The organism is Pseudomonas sp. P7548 (assembly GCF_013386585.1).
Taxonomy (GTDB): Bacteria; Pseudomonadota; Gammaproteobacteria; order Pseudomonadales; family Pseudomonadaceae; genus Aquipseudomonas.
Map to the genome: position 1 here is coordinate 1 of NZ_JACARO010000072.1, position 24477 is coordinate 24477.

Consider the following 24477-nt stretch of genomic DNA (forward strand, 5'->3'; position numbering starts at 1 on the left):
CCTACGGATATACAAGGGCCTGGAGGACGACAAAATCCAAATGTGGGAGCGGGCTTGCTCGCGAAGGCGTCGTGTCAGCTGCGACTTGTGGCGCTGACCCACCGCCTTCGCGAGCAAGCCCGCTCCCACATTGGATACTCAGTGCTGGCGCTTACCGTGTCCGGCTTTAGCCCGCGACTACGCGATTCTTGCCTAGGCGCTTGGCCTCGTACATGGCCGCATCGGCTCGTGCGAACAGGCTGTCGAGGGTCGAGTCCTCTTCGCTGAGGCTGGCCAGACCCTGGCTGACGGTCACGGTAAACGCCTGTCCCTCGTAGCTGAAGGTCAGCGCCTGGATCTCGTTGCCCAGCCGCTCTGCCACCTGCAACGCCATGTCCGGCGCACAACCGGGCAGCACGGCCGCGAACTCTTCGCCACCAATGCGCCCGAACAGATCGCCACGACGTAAAACGCCCCGGCCGCTCTCGGCGATACGGCGCAACACCTGATCGCCCTCCAGATGGCCGTAGGAGTCGTTGATGTCCTTGAAGTCATCAATGTCCAGCAACAGGAAGGCCAGCGGGGCGCCCTGGGCGCAGGCGCTGTCGAACGCCTGGTTGGCACATTCGAAGAAGTGCCGGCGGTTGCTGCTTTGTGTCAGTACATCGGTGGTGGCCAGGCGGTGCAATTCAAGCTCAAGCTGTTTCTTTTCGGTGATGTCTTCGGCCATCCCCACCACGATCACCGGTTCGCCGGGTTCTACCTGCTGGTTGATGTAGCACTTGTCGCTCAACCAGCGGATCTGCCCGTCGGCGGTGATGATGCGGTACTCGCGGTCTTCCACACTGCCGTGTTCGAGCACACGGGCCAGGCTGTGTTCGGCGTAATCGAGGTCTTCAGGGTGGATGCTGTTGCGCCATTCCCGATGGTCGGCCAGCAGCAGGCCTGCTGAACGGCCAAATACCCGTTCATAGGCCGGGCTCACATACAGCACCCGGCGCGTCGCCCAATCGATGGCCCACAGTACCGCGTTCACACTGACCAGCAGCGAACTGAGCAGTTGTTCGCGCTCGCTCAGGCGCTCGACCTCGCCTTGGGCATGCATCAATGCCAGCAGGGTGGCCGCCGCTGCCGGGCGAGGGGGCTCGGCGGTGGGGGTGTCGGGCAGGTAAGGCTTTTCGGGGACCATCGGCACAACTCTCTCTGGGCGCGCCGCAGGAATGAACAGCGGTCACTACAAGGGGCCACCATGATGGCGAAGTGTTCTTTGAGAGAGGGGAATTGCGGTGAAGTTCCGTGATTGGCATGGATTGCCCGTGCCCGGAAAATGACGCCAAAAAGAGGATGTGTGGGAGGGCGAACCCTCCCACATCACGCTTACACTGCTGCTGGACGCAGGGAGTAGGTCTTCAACTGATGAGCAAAATCGCGCAAGGATTGGATGCCGCTGGCCTCGGCCTCGTGTACCCATTCCTTGATCGCGGCCAGCATGTCGTGGCCATTGGTGCTGGTCTTGAGCCAGATCTGTTGCAGCGCCAGGCGCTTCTCGTAGATCACCGTCAGGGCATGGCTGTGTTCCAGCAGGCTCTGGATGCGCACGTGATGGCGGTCATCCAGCAGGCTGGTTTCACGCGACAGCAATCGCTTGGCCCGGTGGAACTGGTGGCGTACCGAATGATCGACCTTCTCCAGCTCCTGCTTGACCAGCGGGCCGATCACCAACTTGCGGTACTGGGCCATGATCTGGAAGCGGTTGTTGAGGATCGCCATGGCGGTGTCCATGTCCAGGTGACCCTTGCCTTCCACGCGGTGGGCAATGGGAGCAACACGCTGCACCTTGGCCAAGCGCAGGAAGCTGAACACCTTGATCCACGCCCAGCCTAGGTCGAACTCCCATTTCTTCACCGACAGCTTGGCGGAGTTGGGGTAGGTGTGGTGGTTATTGTGCAGCTCTTCGCCGCCGACGATGATGCCCCACGGCACCAGGTTAGTGGCGGCATCACGGCATTCGAAGTTGCGGTAACCCACGGCATGGCCCAGGCCGTTGATCACGCCGGCGGCCCAGAACGGGATCCACATCATCTGGATCGCCCAGATGGTGATACCGATGGTGCCGAACAGCAGCAGGTCGATCACGGCCATGATCGCCACGCCCAGCAGCGGGTAGGGCGTGTAGAGGTTGCGTTCGATCCAGTCGTCCGGGCAGTTCTTGCCGTAGATGCGCAGGGTTTCGGGGTTCTCGGCTTCGGCGCGGTACAGCTCGGCGCCTTTGCGCAACACCGTCGACAGGCCCTTGATGACCGGGCTGTGCGGGTCATCGACGGTTTCGCATTTGGCGTGGTGCTTGCGGTGGATGGCGGTCCACTCGCGGGTGTTCTGCGCCGTGGTCAGCCACAGCCAGAAGCGGAAGAAGTGTTTCAGCCCACCATTGAGCTCCAGGGAGCGGTGCGCTGAATAACGGTGCAGATAGACCGTGACCCCAACAATGGTCACGTGGGTCATCAACAGCGTGACTGCCACCAGTTGCCAGGCTGACAGGTCAAGAAAACCGTTGTACCACATAGGCTGTATGGCCCTCAGATAAAGAAAAAAACAGCTCACGCATTATCACTAAGCCTACAGAGAAAACCAGCCGCCCTTTCAGATAGGAGTGACTGGATGTTTCTTATTCTATAATCCGCAGCCTTTGTAGGGCGATTCTGTTTTTTGGTAAGGATTACTGACCATATGCTGTTTTCATACCGAGGTGCCCTGCGTGCGGGGCTGGTATACCTGTTGGTGTCCATTGCATGGCTCCAGCTCAGCAACCACCTATTGATCAACTTTCTCGATGAGCCTGGGGAGTTGGGGCGCTGGCTGCAGGTGCGCGGCTATGTGTGGGTGGCCTTCAGCGCGCTGGCTATCTACCTGATTTGCTTGCGATTTGCCCGCACCCACCAGTTGCAGCAGCCCTTGAAAGAGAACCGCGAGCGCTTGCGCCAGGCGGCCGCCGTGTTCGACTGCACCCGTGAAGGTGTGCTGGTCACCGATGCCAAGGGACAGATCGTGCACGTCAACCGGGCGTTCATGGAGATCACCGGCTACAGCCGCGAAGATGTCATGGGCCAGCAGCCAAGCCTGTTCAAGTCGGGGCGCCATTCGTCGAATTTTTATCAACAGATGTTCCAGACCCTGGCGCGCAACGGCGAGTGGAGCGGCGAAATCTGGAACCGGCGCAAAAGCGGCGAGATTTATCCACAGTGGCAGACCATTCGCGTGATCCACGACGATCAGGGCCAGGTCAGCCACTATGTCGCGGTGTTTTCCGACATCAGCGCCATCAAGGACTCCGAGCACGAACTGGCTCACCTGGCCCACCACGACCCGCTCACCGACCTGCCCAACCGCCTGCTGTTCACCGACCGCGCCGAACAGGCGCTGGCATCCGCCCAGGCTCACAAGCGCGGCTGCGCCCTGCTGCTGCTGGACCTGGACCACTTCAAGATCATCAACGACAGCCTTGGCCACAACGTCGGCGACCAGTTGCTCAAAGTGGTAGGTGAGCGCCTCAAGGGGCTGTTCGGCCCCGGCGTGACCCTGGCGCGCCTGGGCGGCGATGAGTTCGCGGTGCTTGCCGAAAGTTGTCCACAGGTGGTGCAGGCGGCGGCACTGGCCCAGCGCATGCTGGATGCGATGAAGCAGCCGTTCATCTTCGACGGGCACCAACTGTTTATCAGCGCCAGTATTGGCATCAGCCTGTTCCCCAGTGATGCCCTGAGCGCCGAACAATTGCTGCGTAATGCCGACTCGGCGCTGTTCAAGGCCAAGAGCGCGGGACGCGAAGGCTATGCCTTGTACACCGAAGAGCTGACGGCTCACGCCCAGCACCGCGTGGAAATCGCCAGCGAATTGCGCCGCGCCCTCGACCTGCAGGAGTTGCGCGTCTATTACCAACCTGTGCATGACTTGCACGGCAGCCGCCTGATCGGCGTGGAAGCGCTGGTGCGTTGGCAACACCCGGAACGCGGCCTGGTGCCCCCGGGCGATTTCATCCCGATTGCCGAGCGCACCGGGCTGATTGCCGACATCGATGCCTGGGTGATGGACCAGGCCTGTCGCCAGATGTGCCAATGGCTGGCGGAGGGCGTGCCGTTGAGCTTCATTGCCGTGAATGTCTCCAGCCGCCTGTTTGCCCGGCGCGAGCTGTATGAGCAGGTCGCCCAGGTGTTGCACGACACGGGGCTGGACCCTGCCTTCCTGGAGCTGGAGGTGACCGAAAGCGCCGTCATGGACGACCCGGAAGTGGCCCTTGAGCAATTGCACCGTTTGCGTGAACTGGGCCTGCGCCTGGCCATCGACGACTTTGGCACCGGCTATTCCTCGCTGTTGCGCCTCAAGCGCCTGCCCGTGCAGAAGCTCAAGATCGACCAGGGTTTCGTCGCCGGGTTGCCGTGGGACGAAGACGACGCCGCGATCGTGCGCGTGGTCATCGCCCTGGCTAAAAGCATGGGCATGCAGGTGCATGCCGAAGGCATCGAGCAACGGGAGCAGGCGCAGTTTCTGCTGGACCATGATTGCGACATGGGGCAGGGGTATTGGTTTGGAAGGCCGGTGCCGGCAGGTGAAATGGATTGGGACAGGGCTCCCACAGGGTTTCGTAGCGCCCTTGCAGCAGTATTTCGAAGCCGAAAACTCTCGCAACCCCACGTCCCGCCAGAAAATTCTTTCTGGTTATATAAACATTCTTAAATAGTATTTTTAAGAATATCCGCGCTTATCTACTATCGCCCTCACGCCACAAGCAGTGCCGCCACTGCGAGGCACTATTCATTTCAGGAGCGAGACCATGAGCGCATCTCTACGTAGCGTCGACGGCCAGGACGAAGCAGCCATTTTGCGTGAGATCCAGAGCGCGTTGCGCGACCTGCGTTTTGGCGCGGTGGAAATCACGGTGCACAACGCCCAAGTGGTACAGATCGAACGCAAAGAAAAATTCCGCCTGCAGAACCCGGGTAACAAACCGGCGTAAGCAGCCACGGCGATTCGCATGCTAGACCCGCAACTATAAGAAAAAGCCAACACCCAGAATTTTCAGGAGCTTCTATGTCGTCGATTCGCCGTTACGCCCTGGCCGCCCTGGCCAGCGCCGTGTTTGCAGGTTCCGCCGTTGCCAAGGACTACGAGTTGCTCAACGTCTCGTATGACCCTACCCGTGAGCTGTACCAGGACTACAACGCTGAGTTCACCAACTTCTGGAAGCAGTCCCACCCCGGTGACAACGTCAAGATCCAGCAATCCCACGGTGGCTCGGGCAAACAAGGCCGTGCCGTGATCGACGGCCTGCGCGCCGACGTCGTGACCCTGGCCCTGGCCGGCGACATCGACGAAATCGCCAAGCTGGGCAAGACCCTGCCGGAAAACTGGCAGACCCGCCTGCCGGACGCCAGCACCCCGTACACCTCGACCATCGTGTTCTTGGTACGCAAGGGCAACCCTAAAGGCATCAAGGATTGGGGCGACCTGATCAAGAAAGACGTCTCGGTGATCACCCCGAACCCGAAAACCTCCGGCGGTGCGCGCTGGAACTTCCTCGCCGCCTGGGCCTACGGCCTGAAAGCCGGTGGCAGCGAAGCCAAGGCCCAAGAGTACGTGAAAGAGCTGTTCAAGCACGTGCCTGTGCTGGACACCGGCGCTCGTGGTTCGACCATCACCTTCGTCAACAACGGTCAGGGCGACGTGTTGCTGGCTTGGGAAAACGAAGCCTTCCTGGCTCTGAAAGAAGACGGCGGCGCCGACAAGTTCGACATCGTCGTGCCTTCCCTGTCGATCCTCGCGGAGCCACCGGTTGCCGTGGTCGACAAGAACGCCGAGAAAAAGGGCAACACCGAGATCGCCACTGAATACCTGAAGCACCTGTACAGCCCGGCTGGCCAGGAGATCGCGGCGAAGAACTTCTACCGCCCACGCGATGCGAAAGTAGCCGCCAAATACGCCCAGCAGTTCCCGAAACTGGACCTGGTGACTATCGACAAAGACTTCGGCGGCTGGAAGACTGCCCAACCGAAATTCTTTAACGACGGCGGCGTGTTCGACCAGATCTACACCGCACAGTAAACGCATGCCCCTGTAGGCGCTGGCTTGTTGTGGCGAGGGAGCAAGCTCCCTCGCCACACAAAGCCGGCTCCTGCAGTTAGAGCCCGCATTCATTTGCGGGTTTTGTATGTTTGTCCCCTTACTCAAGGACTCTTATGTCGCGTCGTATCTCCCCCGTCATACCCGGCTTCGGGCTGACGCTGGGCTACACCGTGGTGTACCTCAGCCTGATCGTACTCATCCCGCTTGCGGCGATGTTTGTACACGCCGCTCAACTCACCTGGGATCAGTTCTGGAACATCATCTCCGCACCGCGTGTGCTGGCGGCGTTGAAACTGAGCTTCAGCACCGCGCTATACGCCGCGCTGATCAACGGTGTGATCGGCACGCTGCTGGCCTGGGTGCTGGTGCGCTACACCTTCCCCGGCCGCAAGATCATCGACGCGATGATCGACCTGCCGTTCGCACTGCCCACTGCCGTGGCGGGTATCGCGCTGACCGCGTTGTACACACCCAATGGTTTCGTCGGCCAGTTCGCGGCTGATCTGGGCTTCAAAATCGCTTACACCCCGCTGGGCATCACCCTGGCGCTGACCTTCGTCACACTGCCGTTCGTGGTGCGTACCGTGCAACCAGTGCTGGCCGACATTCCTCGGGAAGTCGAAGAAGCCGCGGCCTGCCTGGGCGCCAAGCCGTTGCAGGTGTTCCGCTATATCCTCGTGCCCGCGCTGCTGCCTGCTTGGCTCACCGGCTTTGCCCTGGCGTTTGCCCGTGGCGTTGGCGAGTACGGCTCGGTGATCTTCATCGCCGGCAACATGCCGATGAAGACCGAGATCCTGCCGTTGCTGATCATGGTCAAGCTCGACCAATACGACTACCGCGGCGCTACCTCCATCGGTGTGCTGATGCTGGTGGTTTCCTTTGTCCTGCTGCTGCTGATCAACTTGTTGCAGCGGCGCATCGAACGTCCATAAGGAGGCGCGGAACATGTCCCAATCGTCTATTTCCGCTGCGTCCTCGGCCAACGCCGCCCGTCGTGGCAGCGCGGCGTCCCGACGCATTCTGATCAGCCTTGGCTGGCTGGTGTTCGCGTTGTTCTTGCTGTTGCCATTGCTGATCGTGGTGACTCAAGGCTTGAAGAACGGCCTCGGCGCATTCTTCACCGCGATCCTGGAACCCGACGCGCTGTCGGCACTGAAACTCACGGTGATTGCCGTGGTGATCTCAGTACCGCTCAACGTGGTATTCGGTGTCAGCGCCGCCTGGTGCGTGAGCAAGTACTCGTTCCGTGGCAAAAGTATCCTGGTCACGCTGATCGACCTGCCGTTCTCGGTGTCGCCGGTGATCGCGGGCCTGGTCTACGTGCTGATGTTCGGCGCCCAGGGCTTTTTCGGCCCGTGGCTGGCCGACCACGACATCCAGATCGTGTTCGCCTTGCCCGGCATCGTGTTGGCGACCATCTTCGTCACCGTGCCATTCGTGGCCCGTGAACTGATCCCGCTGATGCAAGAGCAGGGCACCCAGGAAGAGGAAGCCGCGCGGTTGCTGGGCGCCAACGGCTGGCAGATGTTCTGGCATGTGACCGTGCCGAACATCAAGTGGGGCCTGATCTACGGCGTGGTGCTGTGTACCGCACGGGCCATGGGTGAGTTCGGCGCGGTGTCGGTGGTGTCCGGCCACATCCGTGGCGTCACCAACACCCTGCCGCTGCACGTCGAGATTCTCTACAACGAATACAACCACGTCGCCGCGTTTGCGGTGGCCAGCCTGCTGCTGATCCTGGCGCTCTTCATCCTGCTGCTCAAGCAGTGGAGCGAGAACCGTATCAACCGCCTGCGCAAAAGCGCCGGTGAGGAATAAGTCATGTCGATCGAAGTCCGTAATGTCAGCAAGAATTTCAACGCCTTCAAGGCCCTGAACAGCATCAATCTGGACATCCAGAGTGGCGAGCTGGTGGCGTTGCTGGGCCCGTCCGGCTGCGGCAAGACCACCTTGCTGCGCATCATCGCCGGCCTGGAAACCCCGGATGACGGCAACATCGTGTTCCACGGTGAAGACGTGTCCGGCCACGATGTGCGTGATCGCAACGTCGGGTTTGTGTTCCAGCACTATGCGTTGTTCCGCCACATGACCGTGTTCGACAACGTCGCCTTCGGCCTGCGCATGAAGCCCAAGAACCAGCGCCCGAGCGAAAGCCAGATCGCCAGCAAAGTGCACGAACTGCTGAACATGGTGCAGCTCGACTGGTTGTCGGATCGCTACCCGGAACAACTCTCCGGTGGCCAGCGCCAACGTATCGCCCTGGCCCGCGCCCTGGCGGTCGAACCGAAAGTGCTGCTGCTGGACGAACCCTTCGGCGCCCTTGACGCCAAGGTGCGTAAGGAGCTGCGCCGCTGGCTGGCGCGCCTGCACGAAGACATCAACCTGACCTCGGTGTTCGTGACCCACGACCAGGAAGAGGCCATGGAAGTCGCCGACCGCATCGTGGTGATGAACAAGGGCGTGATCGAGCAGATCGGCTCACCAGGCGAAGTCTACGAAAACCCGGCCAGCGATTTCGTCTACCACTTCCTCGGCGACTCCAACCGCCTGCACCTGGGTGAAGACCAGCACGTGCTGTTCCGCCCGCATGAAGTGTCGCTGTCGCGCCACGAGCTGGAAGACCACCACGCGGCCGAAGTGCGCGACATCCGCCCACTGGGCGCGACCACCCGTGTGACCTTGAAAGTGGAAGGCCAGAGCGAACTGATCGAAGCCGAAGTGGTGAAAGACCACGACAGCCTCACCGGTTTGGCCCGTGGCGAGACCCTGTTCTTCAAGCCCAAGGTCTGGCAAAAAGCTTAATCCCACCCATCCCCCCTGTGGGAACCGGGCTTATGTGGGAGCGGGCTTGCTCGCGAAGGCGGCGTGTCAGTCAAAGATGTTGTGACTGAATCACCGCCTTCGCGAGCAAGCCCGCTCCCACATTTAGACTTTGCTCGGCTTTAGATCACGGCGCTCCACCGGCCCCGACCGCTCTTCGATCTGCTGCTTGAGGTCACCCCGCAACCCCACCAGAAACGCCAGCTCCGCCACCACAAACAGCGGCCCGACGATCAGTCCCGACACATCGTCCACGAACGCCGGCTTGCGCCCTTCGTAGTAGTGCCCGACAAACTGGATTACCCAGCCCACCACAAACATCCCGATGCCGCTGCTCAGCCACACCGGGGTGCTCTGCGCGGCCAGCACGTGCCCGGCCCACACCGACAAGCCCATCAGCAGCGTCATCAGCACGCCCAGCGCCAACTCCAGGCGCAGGTAAAACCACGCGGAAAACAGCGCGAGCAGAACGGCGGGTGAGAGCCAGAGCCCGCCCACTGCCCATTCGGGGCGCGACAGCAGCACCGCCACGGCCACGACAATCAGCGGGATGCCGATAAAGTGGCTGGCGATATTGCGCGGGTCGCGGTGGTAGGCAGCGTATTGACTGAGATGGTCGACGAGGCTTTTCATTGTTGTTCCTCCTGTAGGATGTTTGATCATGCCCTGTCAGCCTTTGCCTGACTGTCAGCTGGGCGACAATCTTCGGAGTGCTCATGGACACAGAGAAATGGCGTTCGCGACTGGCCATCGGTCACTGGTTCAGCCACCTGCCCGAGTCCTTTCAGCATAGCCTGCTGGCCCAGGCCCGGTTACGGCAGCTGGCGGCGGGGCAAACCCTGTTCAAGCGCGGCGACCCACCGTGCGGCTTGTATGCGGTGCTCGACGGCACCTTGCGCATCAGTGCAGTGAATGAGCAGGGCAAGGAAGCGATATTGAGCCTGGTGGAGCCGCCTTACTGGTTCGGTGAGATTTGCCTGTTCGACGGTTTGCCACGCACCCACGACGCCTGCGCCGTCGGGCCGTGCACCTTGTTGCAGGTGCCGCAGCAGGCGTTGTTGAATATCCTCGACGAAGCCCCGCACTACTGGCGCAACCTGGCGCTGTTGATGAGCCAGAAACTGCGCCTGAGTTTTATCGGCCTGGAACAGCTCAGCCTGATGCCGGCCCCGGTGCGCCTGGCCCATCGGTTATTGATGATCGTCGAAGGGTACGGCGACATCGAACACTCCAGGCGCGTGCTGCAACTGCCCCAGGAAGACTTGGCGGCGATGTTGAGCCTGTCGCGCCAGACCACCAATGCGTTGCTCAAGGGCCTGCAGGCCCAGGGCGTGGTGCGTTTGGGCTATGGCGAAATTGAAGTGCTGGATGTGCAGCGGCTGCGGGAGGTTGCGCATACCTGAGGGGGCCCCATCGCGGGCAAGCCCGCTCCCACAGTTGGAATGCATACCCCTGTAGGCGCCGGCTTGCCGGCGATAGGGCCCTCACCATCGCCACAAAACGGTCTACCGCAACCCATCCCGAAACTGCCCCGGCGTCAGCCCCGTCCAGCGCTTGAACGCGCGGTTGAAACTGCTGGTGTCGGCAAACCCCAACAGGTGACTGATCTCCGCCAATGAGCACTGCGGGTCGCGCAAATGCAGCAACGCGAGGTTCTCCCGGCACTCATTGAGCAACGCATCAAAGCGGCAGCCTTCGTCCGCCAGGTGCCGTTGCAGGCTGCGCAAGCTCAGGTGCAGCGCTTGGGCGACGCGTTCGGCACTCGGCTCGCCATCGGGTAGTTGCGCCTCGATCACCCGGCGCACCTTGCGCTCCCAGGTCAGGGGCTGCAGTTGGGCGAGGGTGCGTTTGAGCACGGTCTCGTTGTGCTCGGCCAGCTCCGGGTTGGCGTCGTCCAAATGGCTGTCGAAATCGTGGGCGGCGAATTCCAGGCGATCTTCCTCGGCAGCAAAAAATACCGGGGCGCGAAATACCGTGTGCCACGGCTGGGGATCGGCCGGTTCAGGCCGGCGCAGGTACACCGCCAGCGGTGCGTACTCACGGCCCAGCCGGTTGCGGCAGGTGCGCACGTAAATCGCCGCAAACGCATCGATGGCCTCGAACGCCGGGGCCGGGCTACCCTCAGGCTGCAGCAGGCGGAAGCGGTAACGCTCGCCGTCTCGGCTAAGCTCCAGGGCCAGGGCATCGCTGACCACCTGGTGATAGCGCACGATGCGCTCGAACACCTCGCGCAGGCTGCCGCTGGCCACCAGCGCATAGCCCAGCGCATGAAAGGTGGTGGGGCTGACAAACCGCGACACGCGCAAGCCGATCGCCGGGTCCCCGCTGGCCTGCACGGCCAGTTCCCACAAGCGTGTGGTGGCCGACAGCGGGTAGCGCGCATTCGGGTCGTCCATGTGCTGCGGGTCGAGCCCGGCCTGGGCGCACAGCGCGGCGCTGTCGAGGCCCAAGGCATCGAGCTGCTTGCGCAGGGCGCGGGTCCAGCTGGCGAGTGAAGTGGGTTCGGTCATGGCGATTGGCGCTTGCGGTCAACAGGTTGGCGTCCGGGGCTAGCGTCCTGCGAGATCGCTTGGGGCAGGATGGGCGCATCAATAAGCAAGAGGATGGAAGCATGGACGGTACTTCTGCAAGTCCCCAGCAGATGAACGCGCAACAGCGTTCGGCGCATATCCGTGACGTGGTGCTGGCCGAAGGCGTGCGCTTGCGCCAACAACACCCCTGGCTGCTGCATCAGGACGCGCTGGGCGCGGGCATCCTGGCGTTTGCGTTGGTGGGCATGGTGGGCTCGGCGGCGCTCTACATCACCGGCCACATGGCCTGGTGGTCGTGCCTGCTGCTCAATGCGTTCCTCGCCTCGCTGACCCACGAGCTGGAGCACGACCTGATCCACAGCATGTACTTTCGCAAGCAGCGCCTGCCCCACAACCTGATGATGGGCCTGGTCTGGCTGGCGCGACCGAGCACGATCAACCCGTGGGTGCGCCGGCATCTGCACCTCAACCACCACAAGGTTTCCGGCACCGAGACTGACATGGAAGAGCGCGCCATCACCAACGGCGAACCCTGGGGCGTGGCGCGGTTGCTGATGGTGGGCGATAACGTGATGTCAGCGTTTATCCGCATCCTGCGGGCCAAGACCTGGAAGCACAAACTCAGCATCCTCAAGCGCTCGCTGCTGGTGTACGCACCGCTGGCGCTGCTGCATTGGGGCGCGTGGTACGTGTTCCTCGGTTTTCACACGGCGAACGGGATCGCCAGCCTGTTGGGCGCGCCCATCGAATGGTCAGCCACCACCCTGCAAGTGATGCAGGTGATCGACATCGCCGCCGTCGTGATCATCGGCCCCAACGTGCTGCGCACCTTCTGCCTGCACTTTGTCAGCTCCAACATGCACTACTACGGCGATGTGGAACTGGGCAACGTGATCCAGCAGACCCAGGTGCTCAACCCCTGGTGGATGTGGCCGTTGCAGGCGTTCTGCTTCAACTTCGGCAGCACCCATGGCATCCATCATTTTGTAGTGAAGGAGCCGTTCTACATCCGCCAGATGACCGCCAAGGTGGCGCATAAAGTGATGGCCGAGATGGGCGTGCGCTTCAATGATTTCGGGACGTTTGCCCGGGCCAATCGGCTTGGCTTTCCACCGCCAGCAGGGTTTCGATCAGCGCCTTCGCCGCAGGCGACAAGCGCACCCCAGCGCGGCTGATCACGCCGCAACGGTTATTCAGGCTGTCGAGGTTGTGAGGCAGGTTGCGCCAGTGCAGTACCTTCAGCGTGCCGCTGGCCAATTCATCGACAAACGCCTCTTCGGCGCCTAGGCCAATGGCGTCGGACTGACGCACGATGGTGGCCAGCGCCGCGAACTGTTCAAGCTCAATGGCGGGTGCAAAATCGATGCGCCCGCTGAGGTTGGCGAGCAACTTGCGAATGCCCGGTGCAATCAACGGCGTGGCCAGCGGGAAACCGAACAGGTCGTTGGTGGAAAGGCTGTCCTTCGCCAGCAGCGGGTGACCGGCACGGCAGAAAAATACGCTGCGCCGGGGCGTGAGGGCCTGGATCTGGAAGTTGGGGTCAGCCTCGAAGTGGCGCACATCGGCGATAAAGAATTCGATCTCCTCGCGGCTCAGGCTGCGCCCGAGTTTTTCCCAGTTATCCACCTGCAACGCGGTGCGCACCTTGGGGTAGGTGGTGATAAACCGCGCCATGGCCTGGGGCACCAGGTTGACGGCTGCGACGGCATCGCTGCCCAGGCGCACTTCACCGGCGTCGAGCTTGGTCATGCGCGTGACTTCATGGCTGAGCAGCGCGGCGCCCTGGACCAGGCTCAAGGCATGTTGCAGCACCACCTGGCCCTCGGGTGTAGGGCGCAGGTCCTTGTGGGCGCGGTCCACCAACACGCAGCCGAACTCCTGTTCCAGACCCTGGATGCTGCGGCTGAACGCTGGCTGCGTGATGCCCATGGCGTCGGCGGCGCGCACAAAACTGCGGTGCTCGTTGAGCGCGATGAAGTAGCGCAGCTGACGAAGATCCATGGGGCGCCCGGCGTCCAAGAGGGGAACCGGGATTTTAAGGGGCTTGCTTATTCCGTCAATGAAGCATGTTTGTTTTATCTAGATCTTAAATGCATATCTATAGAGCAGGCACCGTGCGGTAGGTAGCCGGGCTGAACACCCGCGTCACCACCAGCATCGCCACCACGGTCACCGTGAGTACTACCCAGGCGCTGACAAAGGTGCCGGTCAGTTCACGCAGCCAGCCGGTCAACCAGGGCGAAATTGCATTGATCAAGAAGCCCACGCCCTGCACGAAGGCTGCCAGCTGCCCAGCTTGGCGCGGGTCGCGGTGGTGATCGAGGGTCAGCAACAGGCTCAAGGCGAAACAGGCGCCCAGACCAAAGCCGATCAGCGCGACCCACAGGTGGGGAAACTGCTGCGGCGCCATCAGCAACCCGAGGTAACCCACGGTCTGCGCCAACAGGCTGATGCCGAGCAAGGGCCGACGGTCGATCCCGCGTTGGGCCAGTACCGGCATCAGCAACGCCGCGATCACCTGGAAGATGGTCATGAACGCCAGCAGCGAACCACTCGGCAACACGCCCCAGCCCAGTTGCTGGTAGTACGCCGGCAGCCACGCCACCATGCTCATGTAGCCGCAGTTCACCAGGCCGAAATACAGCGCCAGCAACCAGGCACGGCGGTTGCGCAGGCCTTTGAAGGCGGGAATCACCAGGGCGCTTCTGGGCGCTCCCAGCGGCACAAATGCCCACAGCAACAACGCGGCCAACGCCGGCAACAGCCAGATTCCGAGCCCCGCCTGCCACTGCTGGAAGTGCGTGGCCACCACCGGGCTGAGCAACGCGGCCAGCCCGCCACCGGCCATCAGCGAGGCCGAATACACGCCCATCGCCACCGGCACGCGGTGATGGAATTCGCGCTTGATCATTGCCGGCACCAACGCTTGGATCAGCGCCACCCCGGCGCCGCCCAGCAAGGCTGTGACCAGCAGCGCCGAGGCCTGGCCCATCAGCCAGCGCGCCAGGCACGCCAACAGAATCATCATCAAGCCCAAGGCGATGCCGCGCCGCTCGCCCAGCCGTGCCTCCACCCGCACGCCGACCAGGGCCACCAGGCCCATGCACACCACGGGCAAGCTGGTGAGCAGGGCACTGCTCTGGAAGCTCAGGCCGGTGGCCTGGCGGATCTCGCCCAACAGCGGGCTGATGGAACTGAGGATCGGCCGCAGGTTCAGGCCCAGTACCACCAGCAGCCCCCAGCCGGCGAGGGATTTATTGAGGGTCATGCAGGGTTTTCCATTGCTGGTACAGAGTGGTCATGGCCGCGTCGGGCAGGTGCTGGATCGGCAGGCGCTGCTCGTCCAGGGGTAAGCCGACCTGTTGCCCAATCGCCGCCGTCGACAAGCCGAAGGGCTCGGCCATTGCGTTGCTGGCCGCAAACACCACCCGTTCCACGCCGCACAGGTACATGGCGCTCAGGCACATCGGGCAGGGCTGGCCGCTGGCGTAGATCACGCAGCCTTCCAGGCGCGCACCGAGTTGGCGGCTGGCCGCGCGGATCGCCAGCAGCTCGGCGTGGGCGGTGGGGTCCTGGGTCAGATGGATCTCGTTCACCGCTTCCGCCAGTACCTCGCCGTTGTGCGTCAGGACCGCGCCAAACGGCCTGCCGCCTTGACTCACATTGGCCCGGGCCAGGGCGATGGCGCGTTGCAGGTGCGGGTGGTCATCGCTCATGGCGCTACCTCGGGGAGGAATGGAGGGTGAAGTATGGGCAGCGGCCTTGGTATTCTGAAATTAAATATAACCATGCCAACCAGTGGCAAAGAGAATGGTGAGGCCCATGTTCGACCCCGTGTTGCTGCGCAGCTTTGTCGCCGTGGTGGACTGCGGCAATTTCACCCGCGCCGCCGAGCGCCTGCATGTGACCCAGTCCACCGTCAGCCAGCAGATCCGCCGCCTGGAGGACGCCGTGGCGTGCCAACTGCTCGACCGCGACCAGCGCCGGGTTGTCGCCACTGCCGAAGGCGAGCGTTTGCTGGCCTACGCGCGGCGCATCCTCGCGCTGCATGAAGAGGCCGCCGACGTCTTGATCAACCAGCAAAGCGACGGCGTGTTGCGCCTGGGCGTGCCGGAAGACTTTGCGGCCGAACGCCTGATGCCATTGCTGTCGGCGTTTGTGGTGGCCTACCCCCGGGTGCGTCTGGAGGTCACCAGCGGCCTCGGCCCGGAACTGCAGCGTCAATACCGGAGTGGTGAGTTTGATGTGCTGCTGGTCAAGCAGATGGGCGACAGCGATGACTGCCTGGCTTCCTGGCCGGAGCCTTTGTGCTGGGTCGACAGCCGCAGCACGCCATCCCTGGGGCGCGATCTGTTGCCCTTGGTGGCGTTTCCGGTGGGTGGCCTGTACCGCAACGAAATGCTGCAGCACCTGGAAGTCGGCGGCTGGCGTTGGCGCATCGGCTATTCCAGCGCCAGCCTGGCCAGCGTGTGTTCAGCCGTGGCGGCGGGGTTGGGCATCAGCCTGTTGCCCAAACGCGTCGTGCAGGCAGGGCACGTGGTGCTGGGACCAGACAGTGGCCTGCCCGCCGTGCAGGGCGTGCGGCTGGCCCTGTATGCCCGCAGTGGTTTAGGCCCGGCAGGGCAGACCTTGCAGCGCCAATTGCTCGATTTGTGCGCAAACAGCCCTGCCTGAGCCATGCCTTTGCCGAATATTTTTTATGCCTCAAAAGCATCGAAAAACTCGGCCTACGCGCCAGGCCACGCAGGACGTGGCTTTGGCGTTTCGGGATGTATCATTTATTCACTTTAGATCTATGTATAACTTTAAAGATTACTTTAAGAGATAAGCGTCTGGCCCCGATGATTCAGCCCTCGACGGCCTCCCAGGCAGGCCTGTCGGTTTTTTTGTTTCAAAACCGTAGGGAGTGAATCAATGGGCAATGTCCAGACCGCCGCCAGTGCACCCGAGGCGCTGTGGCGCCAGGCACCAGGTGGTGAGTTGGTTGACCTTGGCCGGCCGCACCGTGCGCCGTTGGGGCAGCAGCGTTTGCAGCAAGCCCCGAAACGCTTTTCGAGCCGCCGCGAAGGCCTTTTGCTGGGCTTGCTGGTGCTGGCCCTGCACGGCGCGGTGATCTATTGGGTGAGCCAGAAGCCGACCCCGGTGTTGCCGATTGTGCCGCCGGAAATTCCGCCGATGACCATCGAGTTTTCCCAGCCGGCGCCGCCTGTGGTCGAGCCGCCTCCACCGGTTCCGCCACCCCCGCCGCCGCCTGTGGTCGAGCCACCGCCACCGGTGGTGGATGAATTGGCCGCCAAGCCGGCGCCACCCAAACCGATTCCAAAACCCAAGCCCAAGCCAGTGCCAAAACCTGAGCCCAAGCCCGCGCCTAAACCGGTCGAGCAGCCACCTGCGCCACCGACGCCCGCGCCACCGGCTCCCCCTGCGCCGGCCGCACCGCCGTCGCCGGCACCCGTGACACCGGCTTCGGCCAACGCCGCGTACTTGAAGAACCCGGCGCCCGAATACCCCTCGTTGGCCCAGCGCCGGGGCTGGGAAGGCACGGTGTTGCTCAGGGTGCATGTGTTGGCCAGCGGCAAGCCGGGTGAGATCCAGGTCCAGAAGAGCAGCGGTCGCCAGCAACTCGACGACGCCGCGCTGGCCGCCGTGAAGCGCTGGAGTTTCGTGCCGGCCAAGCAGGGCGACGTGGCACAGGACGGCTGGGTCAGCGTACCGATCGATTTCAAGATTCACTAACTATTCGGCTGCGGTGTGTTGGACACGCCGCGACCTGCACAGAGGGAAAACATCATGGCATTAGCATCTCCACTTGAATCCATCGAAAGCGCGGTGATCTGGCTGCTGGTGGTCTTTTCGGTTGCCACCTGGGGCTTGGCCCTGCTCAAGGGCGTGCAGTTCGGCCGCCTCAAGGCGCAGGATCGCAAGTTCCATAAACAGTTCTGGGCGGCGTCGAGTCTCGACTCTGCGGCAGAACTGGCCGAAACCCAGCCCGGTGCGGCTGCCCGAGTGGCCCAGGCCGGTTATGCCGCGATCCAGGTGGGCGATGCGCCACACGCCGCCGATTTGAGCCAGGCCATCAACCACCAGGACCGCCTCGAACGCGCCCTGCGCCAGCAGATCGTGCGTGAACGCCGCTCTCTGGAAACCGGCCTGGCCGTGGTCGCCAGTATCGGCAGCACCTCGCCGTTCATCGGTCTGTTCGGCACCGTGTGGGGCATCATGGAAGCGTTGAAAGGGATCAGCGCCGCCGGTTCCGCCAGCCTCGAAACCGTGGCTGGCCCGATTGGTGCCGCACTGGTTGCAACGGGTGTGGGTATCGCCGTCGCCGTACCTGCGGTGCTGGTCTACAACTACTTCCTGCGTCGCCTCAAGCTGACCGCCGCCGACCTGGACGACTTTGCCCACGACTTCTACAGCCTGGCGCAGAAGAATTCCTTCCGCGTGCTGCTGCACCCAGCCCTGAACAAAGCGGCTGCCGGCAACCCGCAAAAAGTGAAGGAGGCGTCCTGAGATGGCTTTCTCCACGCAAGACAGCGATGAGGTGCTGAGCGAGATCAACGTGACGCCCCTGGTGGACGTGATGCTGGTGCTGCTGGTGGTGTTTATCGTCACCGCGCCGCTCTTGACCAACGCGATTCCGATCAACCTGCCCAAGACCCAGGCCGTGGCCCCGGTGGAGCAGAAAGACCCGCTGGTGGTGAGCATCGACGGCGCCGGCAAACTGTTTATCAACAAGGACGAAATCCAGCCGGACCTGCTGGAATTCAACCTGCAGGCGGCCAAGGCCAAGGACCCCGATGTGCGGGTGCAACTGCAGGCTGACGATGGAGTGAACTACGGCGAAGTGGCGCGAGCCATGGCGTCGATCGAACGCGCGGGCATTACCAAGCTGTCGGTGATTACCGCGCGTTAATTGCAAAAGCCTCGACAAGTTTTTGGCCGTCTCCTTGGCAGGGTGCGGCCTTTTTTTATTCTGGAAATGTATATGAGTGTGTAGTGCTCCGTCGTGGTCTCTGTAATATTCACTGTTGTTTTCTAGTGTTTCCGAACGTGAGATTTGTCGAAGGTTTTATTATTTTACTGGGGTGATATATGGTGATTTTGTCGGAGCAAAAAATAAATGGGTATTCGGTTCCCTGTTCATCTTGTCAGCGTATTGAACCATCCTGCCTCTGAAGTTAAAAAAACGGATCAATCCCGCATTCATGAAGATGTGATCCCGCCTTCTAAAACGCTCACCCCTTTATCGGATGTTTCTCAGACATCCGTTCCGATAGTATTCGACCCACCGCCGTTGAAGGAAAATGATCAAGTCAATGCTTATCTGAAGTCGCATGCTTCCCGCCTGATGACACCAGAAAATGAAATGTCAAAACTTCTGACAACTAAAATTAATAAGCGCTGGCATATACATGTTGATCCGGATAAAACATTCCTGGTTACATTCAAGCGTTCAGGGCGCACCGAAAAAGATGTTGTGGAAAAAGTGACGCTGACTCAGGCGGCATTGAAAAATCTCCAAGGGGTGCCGATTGAAGATAATAAGAACTGGCTCCAGAAGTTTGGTCAATACGTTTCACCCTTGATATTTGCTTACAGTAGAGGGGAGGAGGTGGTTGAACATTTGCATGCGGAACAAGGTATCTATCATGATCCGGCATCTGCGGCGGTTCCGCCCTACAGTGCATCCACGCGTGTCGACATACCTGTCGCCGACTTTAAAGCCCTGGTCTGGGACACAGACCGAACACAGCTGTACAAAAATGCGCTTACCACTTTTTGGGAGAATCAATCCGACTCCTATACAACCTTGAGCAGGATGGCTTTCGTCAAGGCCATCAAGTATCAGAGTCTTGAGGGGAGCCTGGGCCCGCAGGAGGTAGAACTGGCCCAGCGTGCAATGGGGCCCTTTGCGCAGAAACCATGGTCTGAACTGAGCGTTCAAGACTTTGAGAGGCGCAGCTTGCAGGACCCGGGCCTGGACATCGGTCTGGTTAGCGTAAACGGTATAAAGTCGACAGACTTGCTGTGTGTGACGGATAAGAAAACCCAACTGACATTGCTGTATGTTCCTGGTAACTCTTCGCCACTGCACCGTTTCGATAACCCTCAGCAGATGGGTGTGTGGCTGGCCAAGCAGTCCGCCGATCCGGTCAAGCTCGCTTCGCTCATGGCGCACTTTTCCCTCGAAGACCAGGCAGACAAAACTTTTTCCAATGGTGTACATCAGGCTTTGCAAGGCTTGGGTGCCTGGTCGACTGCGCAGGAGCAGGAAGGGTTCGGCTTTTCCAAAATCAATGATTGGTTACCCGAACGCTACATCCAGATTGGCCAGGTAAGTGGCGATCCGTTTCAGGAGGTCATGACTCGACAAAAGGCGCGGTCATTCTCGGATGCCGACAATGCAATCGTCAGTGACAGTGATTATACAAAGGGCAAGATAATCCAAGGTTTGGACGAGGCTGCCAAAGTCGCACTGTTCATGACGCCGTTGGCGATTGTAATGCCAGAAGTGGCGCTGGCATTGGATGCATTTTACTTGGGGGCGGGTATCGCCGAGACCGGAGTTGGCATTGACGATTTAACCAAGGGCAAATCCACTGGAACCGACCGAATTGTATTTGGTGCGTTGAATGCTTTACCACCACTGGTGATACATGGGAGTAGTTCGGTTTTGAAGCCTGAAAGCGGGGCTGTTATACCTTCAAGTTCGGTGGTTGAGCCGCGACCAGCATTATTCAGGGCGCCACAACGTATAAATGGTCATATCGGATACCCCATGGGGCCTACTTCGGCGCCGAGGCTAATTAAATCGTTCGAAATCCCCTTGGATGACGTAATGGTTACGGCTCAAAAAACGTACGCCATTTCTGTCAATGGGTACTATGTGCCGGTCATGTATGACTTGGAAGTCGGTGCTTGGCGGGGGCGCGATTTGGAGGGACGCATTGGGAATATATTTTATTGGCGTGAAACTCCGGGCGAATGGTTGTCGGGCACCCGCGAGCAGATGTTGGCGCGTGCTGAAGCGAAGTTGGCGTCGGTTAAAAATAAAACATTCACATTGCCTGTATTGCCCTCGATATCGTTGAACCCTACAGAAATACCCAAGGTGATACATTATTTCTGGGCCGGAAATGAAATGCCTGAGCACCTTGTCAAAAATATCATGGAAAACGCTCGAAAAAGCCCAGGGTATAAATCGATTGTGCACGTTGATGCCAATAGTCAGAGTGCCTTTTCCATGATTAAAGATGCACTGGATAATAAGGTGGGCGGCCTTGAAGTGCATGACTTGAAAACAGATGAAAGCTTTCATGAGCTCAATGCTGGGCAATACGGTGAGATGTATAAATACTTTCGCTCGGGACAGGGACAGAATTTTGCGGCTTCTTCAGACGTCATGCGGGCGGTGTTAATCAAACGGTACGGTGGCATATATTTGGACACCGATGATGCGCTAACCCATTCCGTAGGTGACGTTTCTTTAATGGCCTCCCCCAATGATATTTTGTTGAATTCACCTGTCACCTACGAGCCTGCGGATTTTTTCGGATTTAACAATAGTAATTTTGGCAGCCATGCGGGTAATCCTACCTTTGATAAAATTCTCGAAGAAATGTATCGACGCTTCAAAAACACCAAGAATTGGCTGGACGCCAATCGACCTTTTATAGGGGAAGGTGCAACTAAATCAGAGCTGGAGTCGTACAAGGTATATGAAAAGAAAATTTTTGGAGTGACAGGGCCTGTCGTTTTCAACGACGTCCTTAAACAAGAAAACTATGGTTTATTCCCAATTCTCGACGATTTTCACGAGATAATGGGCGACGCCCTGATAATGCCCGAAGGCTATGGTCGGGAGCTGCAGCAAGCCCTGGATTTCTACCAGTCCATGCACTCGAAATTTGGGGTCGACATAGGAGGCGAACATTCCATGCTCCACTCCCGTTGAGCCGATGTTTGTATGCGACGGTTTCATCCCGACACGTAGGTGTCGGGTTCCCTGATGCATACCCTTGAACGGTTGCTGGATCTAAAGTGGTTTTTGGTTATTAATAAATAGCTTCTTATTCCTTAACGAATATAAACCTCGTCCCTATACTGGTCAGCAACGTTAAACGCTGCAGGAGGGCACACCCATGCACAGCGAGTTGATTCGTTACCTGATCGTGCCGGGCTGGCAAGGATCGCCAGAAGATCATTGGCAAAGTCATTGGCAGAACAGCCTGCCCAACAGTGCGCGTGTGGAGCAGGCCGATTGGCTGACACCCCGTCGCGAAGACTGGGTGGCAGCGCTGGCCGAGGCCATCGCGGCCGACAGCACGCCGGTGATCCTCATCGCCCATAGCCTGGGTTGCATCACCGTAGCGCACTGGGCCGCCACCGCGCCGGTGCAGTTTTTGCGTCAGGTGCGCGGCGCCTTGCTGGTGGCGCCCGCCGATGTCGAACGCCCGGCCTGTGCCCCCGCTCTGCGCAACTTTGCGCCGATTCCCACCGACCTGTTGCCGTTCCCCAGCCAAGTGGTCAGTTCCGACAACGACAGCGCCGTCAGCGCTCCCCGGGCCCTGGAACTGGCGCGCAACTGGGGCGCCGAAGCCGGCATCCTCGCAGGCGCCGGCCATATCAATGTGAAATCCGGCCACCAGCGCTGGGAGCAGGGCTTCGCTTACCTCTATCGCCTGCAACACCGCCTTGAGCACCACGCCCGGCGTACTGCCTGAACATTTTTCAACGCCCCGTCCCTTGAGTGGATCTGGGGCGGGAGCCTGCCATGAGTCTGCATGAAACCTACGGCCAGCCTTTGCTGACCTTCCCCGACGCCGAAAAAAGCCCGCTGAGCATCCGCGCCAAGGCTTTGGTATTCGTCGACCCACGCTCGCGCCAACTGCGCGAAGACCTCGAAAGCCTCGCCCCCCGTGCCTTGCCCGTGTTGATTCGTGGCGAGACCGGTAGCGGTAAAGAACTGTTGGCGCGGCATATCCACCGTGGCAGTGATCGCGGCGGTTTGTTTGTGTCGGTCAATTGCGGAGCGATCAGCCCCACTTATGCGGACGCCGAGTTGTTCGGCTATGCCGCCGGCAGCCACAGTGGCGCGGCCAGCAGCCGGGCCGGGTGGTTTGGTTCAGCCAATGGCGGCACCTTGTACCTGGATGAGATCGGCGACTTGCCGTTGCCGATCCAGATCAAATTACTCGCCGCCCTTGAGAACCACGAAGTCACCCGCGTCGGCGCCCATCAGCCCAGCCCCGTGGACGTGCGCCTGGTAGCTGCCACCAGCATCGACCTGGCCCAGGCCGTGGCGGCGGGCAAATTTCATGAGCGGTTGTTCCATTACCTGAGCGAGGGCCAGCTGGAGCTACCGGCGTTGCGTGAGCGTATCGGTGACATCCTGTCCCTGGCCGAATATTTCCTCGGCATCTACAGCCAGCGCCTGGACCTGCCGGTGCCGCTGATCAGCGAAGCCGCCCAGCGCGTGCTGGAACACCACAGCTGGCCGGGCAATACCCGCGAGTTGGAAAACGTCATTCACTTCGCGTTGCTGGTGAGCAGTGGCGACGAGATTTTGCCCGAGCATTTGAACTTGCCGGCGGCGGGCTCGCCTTTGGAGCAGGTGCAGCGGATTGTCGAGGCAGCGAGCCCCTCTGACCGCTTGGCCCTCAAAGCCTACCTCGCCTCCCTGTAGGAGCCGGCTTGCCGGCGATGGCGGTCTTCAAGGCGCCATCGCCGCGGTGCGACGATTCGACAAGCCGGGCTCCTACAGGTAGGTGGGGAGAGGGAGTTGTATGAACAAAATGGAATATCAACGTGAATAAAAGATATTATTCGGGAATAAAAAATCTAGGTATTGTCACTCCCACGCCGCGATAGCATTTCGCTGGCACACCCTATAAAAACGGTCGTCAGAGACGCCCCGGAATGTCGATAAGGACACTGCATGAAAAAGGTTCTGTTGTTTACCGCACTGGCGGCTGCCCTGACTGCAAGCTTCGCCCAGGCCAACGAGAAGCTGGTGGTGGCTGCCACCCCGATCCCGCACGCGGAGATCCTCGAGCTGGTCAAGCCAACCCTGGCCAAAGAAGGCGTGGACCTGGAAATCAAAGTCTTCACCGACTACGTGCAGCCTAACGTGCAAGTGGCCGAGAAGCGCCTGGACGCCAACTACTTCCAGACCCTGCCGTACCTGGAAAACTTCAACAAGGGCAAGGGCACCAACCTGGTGACCGTGGTCGGCGTGCACGTTGAACCGTTCGGCGGCTACTCGAAGAAGATCAAGAACATCTCTGAACTCAAAGACGGCGCCACCGTTGCCATTCCTAACGAAGGCTCCAACAGCGGCCGTGCCCTGTTGCTGCTGCAGAAGGCCGGGGTGATCACCCTCAAAGACCCGACCAACGCCCTGGCCACCCCGAAAGACATCGCCAGCAACCCGAAACACCTGAAATTCAAGGAGCTGGAATCGGCCCTGCTGCCACGTGTGCTGGACCAGGTTGACCTGGACCTGATCAACACCAACTACGCCCTGGAAGCCGGCCTGAACCCAGCCAAGGACGCGCTGATCATCGAAGACGCCAAGTCCCCGTACGTGAACTTCCTGGTGGCTCGCCCGGACAACAAGGACAGCGACGCTATCCAGAAACTGTCCAAGGCCCTGACTAGCCCGGAAGTCAAAGCCTTCATCGAGAAGAAGTACAACGGCGCAGTCGTGCCGGCGTTCTGATGTAACCCAAAACCCCCTTCAAGGTTTCAACGCCGACGGCTTTCATAGTGTCGGCGTTTTTTATGACTGGAACACAATCAAAACTGTGGGAGCGGGCTTGCTCGCGAAAGCGGTCTGTCAGCAACAGATGTGTTGACTGATCCACCGTATTCGCGAGCAAGCCCGCTCCCACATTTTGGTCTTCATTGGATTAAAGAGCGCGGCTGTTGATGGCCCTGCGTAGCGCCACCAACCACTTCACCAGTTCTTGCGGGTCAATCGGTTTCGCTTCGTTCATGGTTCATTCCCTCGAAACGGCTTTCCTGCGACCCC

The 24477-nt window shown here is 60.4% G+C and carries 23 protein-coding genes; 16 read left to right on the top strand and 7 right to left on the bottom strand.

Annotated features, from left to right (window positions below; genetic code table 11):
• Positions 1-166: 166 nt before the first annotated feature.
• Complete coding sequence (locus HX803_RS24970) at positions 167-1168, bottom strand: sensor domain-containing diguanylate cyclase (protein WP_178924330.1); 1002 nt, start codon at positions 1166-1168, stop codon at positions 167-169.
• 188 nt (positions 1169-1356) lie between these two features.
• Positions 1357-2541 (bottom strand): delta-9 fatty acid desaturase DesA, encoded by a 1185-nt coding sequence (gene desA, locus HX803_RS24975; protein WP_178924332.1) that lies wholly within the window; start codon positions 2539-2541, stop codon positions 1357-1359.
• Positions 2542-2706: 165 nt separating this feature from the next.
• Between desA and dibA the strand changes: the two genes are divergently transcribed.
• The 6 genes from dibA to HX803_RS25005 all read left to right on the top strand — a co-directional run bounded on the left by dibA (position 2707) and on the right by HX803_RS25005 (position 8895).
• Entirely contained in the window at positions 2707-4707 is a 2001-nt protein-coding gene (dibA, locus tag HX803_RS24980; RefSeq protein ID WP_256732936.1) for a phosphodiesterase DibA, read from the top strand.
• 97 nt (positions 4708-4804) lie between these two features.
• Positions 4805-4987, top strand: a complete 183-nt coding sequence (oscA, locus tag HX803_RS24985) for a sulfur starvation response protein OscA (RefSeq protein ID WP_010565387.1) — start codon at positions 4805-4807, stop codon at positions 4985-4987.
• A 74-nt stretch (positions 4988-5061) separates the two neighbouring features.
• Positions 5062-6072, top strand: a complete 1011-nt coding sequence (locus tag HX803_RS24990; protein ID WP_016975030.1) for a sulfate ABC transporter substrate-binding protein — start codon at positions 5062-5064, stop codon at positions 6070-6072.
• A gap of 134 nt (positions 6073-6206) precedes the next feature.
• Positions 6207-7025: a sulfate ABC transporter permease subunit CysT gene (gene cysT, locus HX803_RS24995; protein WP_178924334.1), complete on the top strand. Its 819-nt coding sequence runs from the start codon at positions 6207-6209 to the stop codon at positions 7023-7025.
• 13 nt (positions 7026-7038) lie between these two features.
• A complete protein-coding gene (gene cysW / locus HX803_RS25000; RefSeq protein WP_176997399.1) occupies positions 7039-7911 on the top strand; it encodes a sulfate ABC transporter permease subunit CysW in 873 nt (290 codons plus the stop codon).
• A 3-nt stretch (positions 7912-7914) separates the two neighbouring features.
• Positions 7915-8895 carry a sulfate/molybdate ABC transporter ATP-binding protein gene (locus HX803_RS25005; protein ID WP_178924336.1) on the top strand — a complete coding sequence of 327 codons (981 nt, stop codon included), beginning with the start codon at positions 7915-7917 and terminating at the stop codon, positions 8893-8895.
• 123 nt (positions 8896-9018) lie between these two features.
• On the opposite strand, the gene HX803_RS25010 is transcribed toward HX803_RS25005, so the two are convergent.
• On the bottom strand, positions 9019-9546 hold the full coding sequence (locus HX803_RS25010) for a DUF962 domain-containing protein (RefSeq protein WP_178924338.1): 528 nt from the start codon (positions 9544-9546) through the stop codon (positions 9019-9021).
• An 83-nt stretch (positions 9547-9629) separates the two neighbouring features.
• Here HX803_RS25010 and HX803_RS25015 point away from each other — a divergent pair, with 83 nt between their 5' ends.
• Positions 9630-10316, top strand: a complete 687-nt coding sequence (locus HX803_RS25015; protein WP_178924340.1) for a Crp/Fnr family transcriptional regulator — start codon at positions 9630-9632, stop codon at positions 10314-10316.
• Positions 10317-10418: 102 nt separating this feature from the next.
• On the opposite strand, the gene HX803_RS25020 is transcribed toward HX803_RS25015, so the two are convergent.
• Entirely contained in the window at positions 10419-11423 is a 1005-nt protein-coding gene (locus HX803_RS25020) for an AraC family transcriptional regulator (protein WP_178924342.1), read from the bottom strand.
• A 101-nt stretch (positions 11424-11524) separates the two neighbouring features.
• Between HX803_RS25020 and HX803_RS25025 the strand changes: the two genes are divergently transcribed.
• Positions 11525-12619 carry a fatty acid desaturase gene (locus HX803_RS25025; RefSeq protein ID WP_178924344.1) on the top strand — a complete coding sequence of 365 codons (1095 nt, stop codon included), beginning with the start codon at positions 11525-11527 and terminating at the stop codon, positions 12617-12619.
• Here the strand turns inward: HX803_RS25025 and HX803_RS25030 are convergent.
• From HX803_RS25030 to HX803_RS25040, 3 genes are all read right to left on the bottom strand, one after another.
• Entirely contained in the window at positions 12510-13445 is a 936-nt protein-coding gene (locus HX803_RS25030; protein WP_178924346.1) for a LysR family transcriptional regulator, read from the bottom strand. The two genes, HX803_RS25025 and HX803_RS25030, sit on opposite strands and share 110 nt — an antisense overlap.
• Positions 13446-13542: 97 nt before the next feature.
• A complete protein-coding gene (locus HX803_RS25035; RefSeq protein WP_178924348.1) occupies positions 13543-14712 on the bottom strand; it encodes a CynX/NimT family MFS transporter in 1170 nt (389 codons plus the stop codon).
• Positions 14699-15160 carry a nucleoside deaminase gene (locus HX803_RS25040; RefSeq protein WP_178924350.1) on the bottom strand — a complete coding sequence of 154 codons (462 nt, stop codon included), beginning with the start codon at positions 15158-15160 and terminating at the stop codon, positions 14699-14701. Before HX803_RS25040 ends, HX803_RS25035 begins: the two co-directional genes overlap by 14 nt.
• Positions 15161-15266: 106 nt before the next feature.
• On the opposite strand from HX803_RS25040, the gene HX803_RS25045 reads away from it, so the two are divergent.
• The 8 genes from HX803_RS25045 to HX803_RS25080 all read left to right on the top strand — a co-directional run bounded on the left by HX803_RS25045 (position 15267) and on the right by HX803_RS25080 (position 24165).
• The gene (locus HX803_RS25045; protein ID WP_178924352.1) at positions 15267-16118 is read left to right on the top strand and encodes a LysR family transcriptional regulator; all 852 of its coding nucleotides are present in this window, start codon (positions 15267-15269) and stop codon (positions 16116-16118) included.
• A gap of 240 nt (positions 16119-16358) precedes the next feature.
• A complete protein-coding gene (locus HX803_RS25050; protein WP_178924354.1) occupies positions 16359-17180 on the top strand; it encodes an energy transducer TonB in 822 nt (273 codons plus the stop codon).
• Positions 17181-17231: 51 nt separating this feature from the next.
• Positions 17232-17954 (top strand): MotA/TolQ/ExbB proton channel family protein, encoded by a 723-nt coding sequence (locus HX803_RS25055; RefSeq protein ID WP_178924397.1) that lies wholly within the window; start codon positions 17232-17234, stop codon positions 17952-17954.
• A gap of 1 nt (position 17955) precedes the next feature.
• Complete coding sequence (locus tag HX803_RS25060) at positions 17956-18357, top strand: biopolymer transporter ExbD (RefSeq protein ID WP_060755558.1); 402 nt, start codon at positions 17956-17958, stop codon at positions 18355-18357.
• Positions 18358-18564: 207 nt separating this feature from the next.
• Entirely contained in the window at positions 18565-21399 is a 2835-nt protein-coding gene (locus tag HX803_RS25065; protein WP_178924355.1) for a glycosyltransferase family 32 protein, read from the top strand.
• A gap of 187 nt (positions 21400-21586) precedes the next feature.
• Complete coding sequence (locus tag HX803_RS25070; protein ID WP_178924357.1) at positions 21587-22168, top strand: alpha/beta hydrolase; 582 nt, start codon at positions 21587-21589, stop codon at positions 22166-22168.
• A gap of 50 nt (positions 22169-22218) precedes the next feature.
• On the top strand, positions 22219-23130 hold the full coding sequence (locus HX803_RS25075; RefSeq protein ID WP_178924359.1) for a sigma 54-interacting transcriptional regulator: 912 nt from the start codon (positions 22219-22221) through the stop codon (positions 23128-23130).
• A 252-nt stretch (positions 23131-23382) separates the two neighbouring features.
• Positions 23383-24165 carry a MetQ/NlpA family ABC transporter substrate-binding protein gene (locus HX803_RS25080; RefSeq protein WP_124384617.1) on the top strand — a complete coding sequence of 261 codons (783 nt, stop codon included), beginning with the start codon at positions 23383-23385 and terminating at the stop codon, positions 24163-24165.
• Positions 24166-24477: the final 312 nt, after the last annotated feature.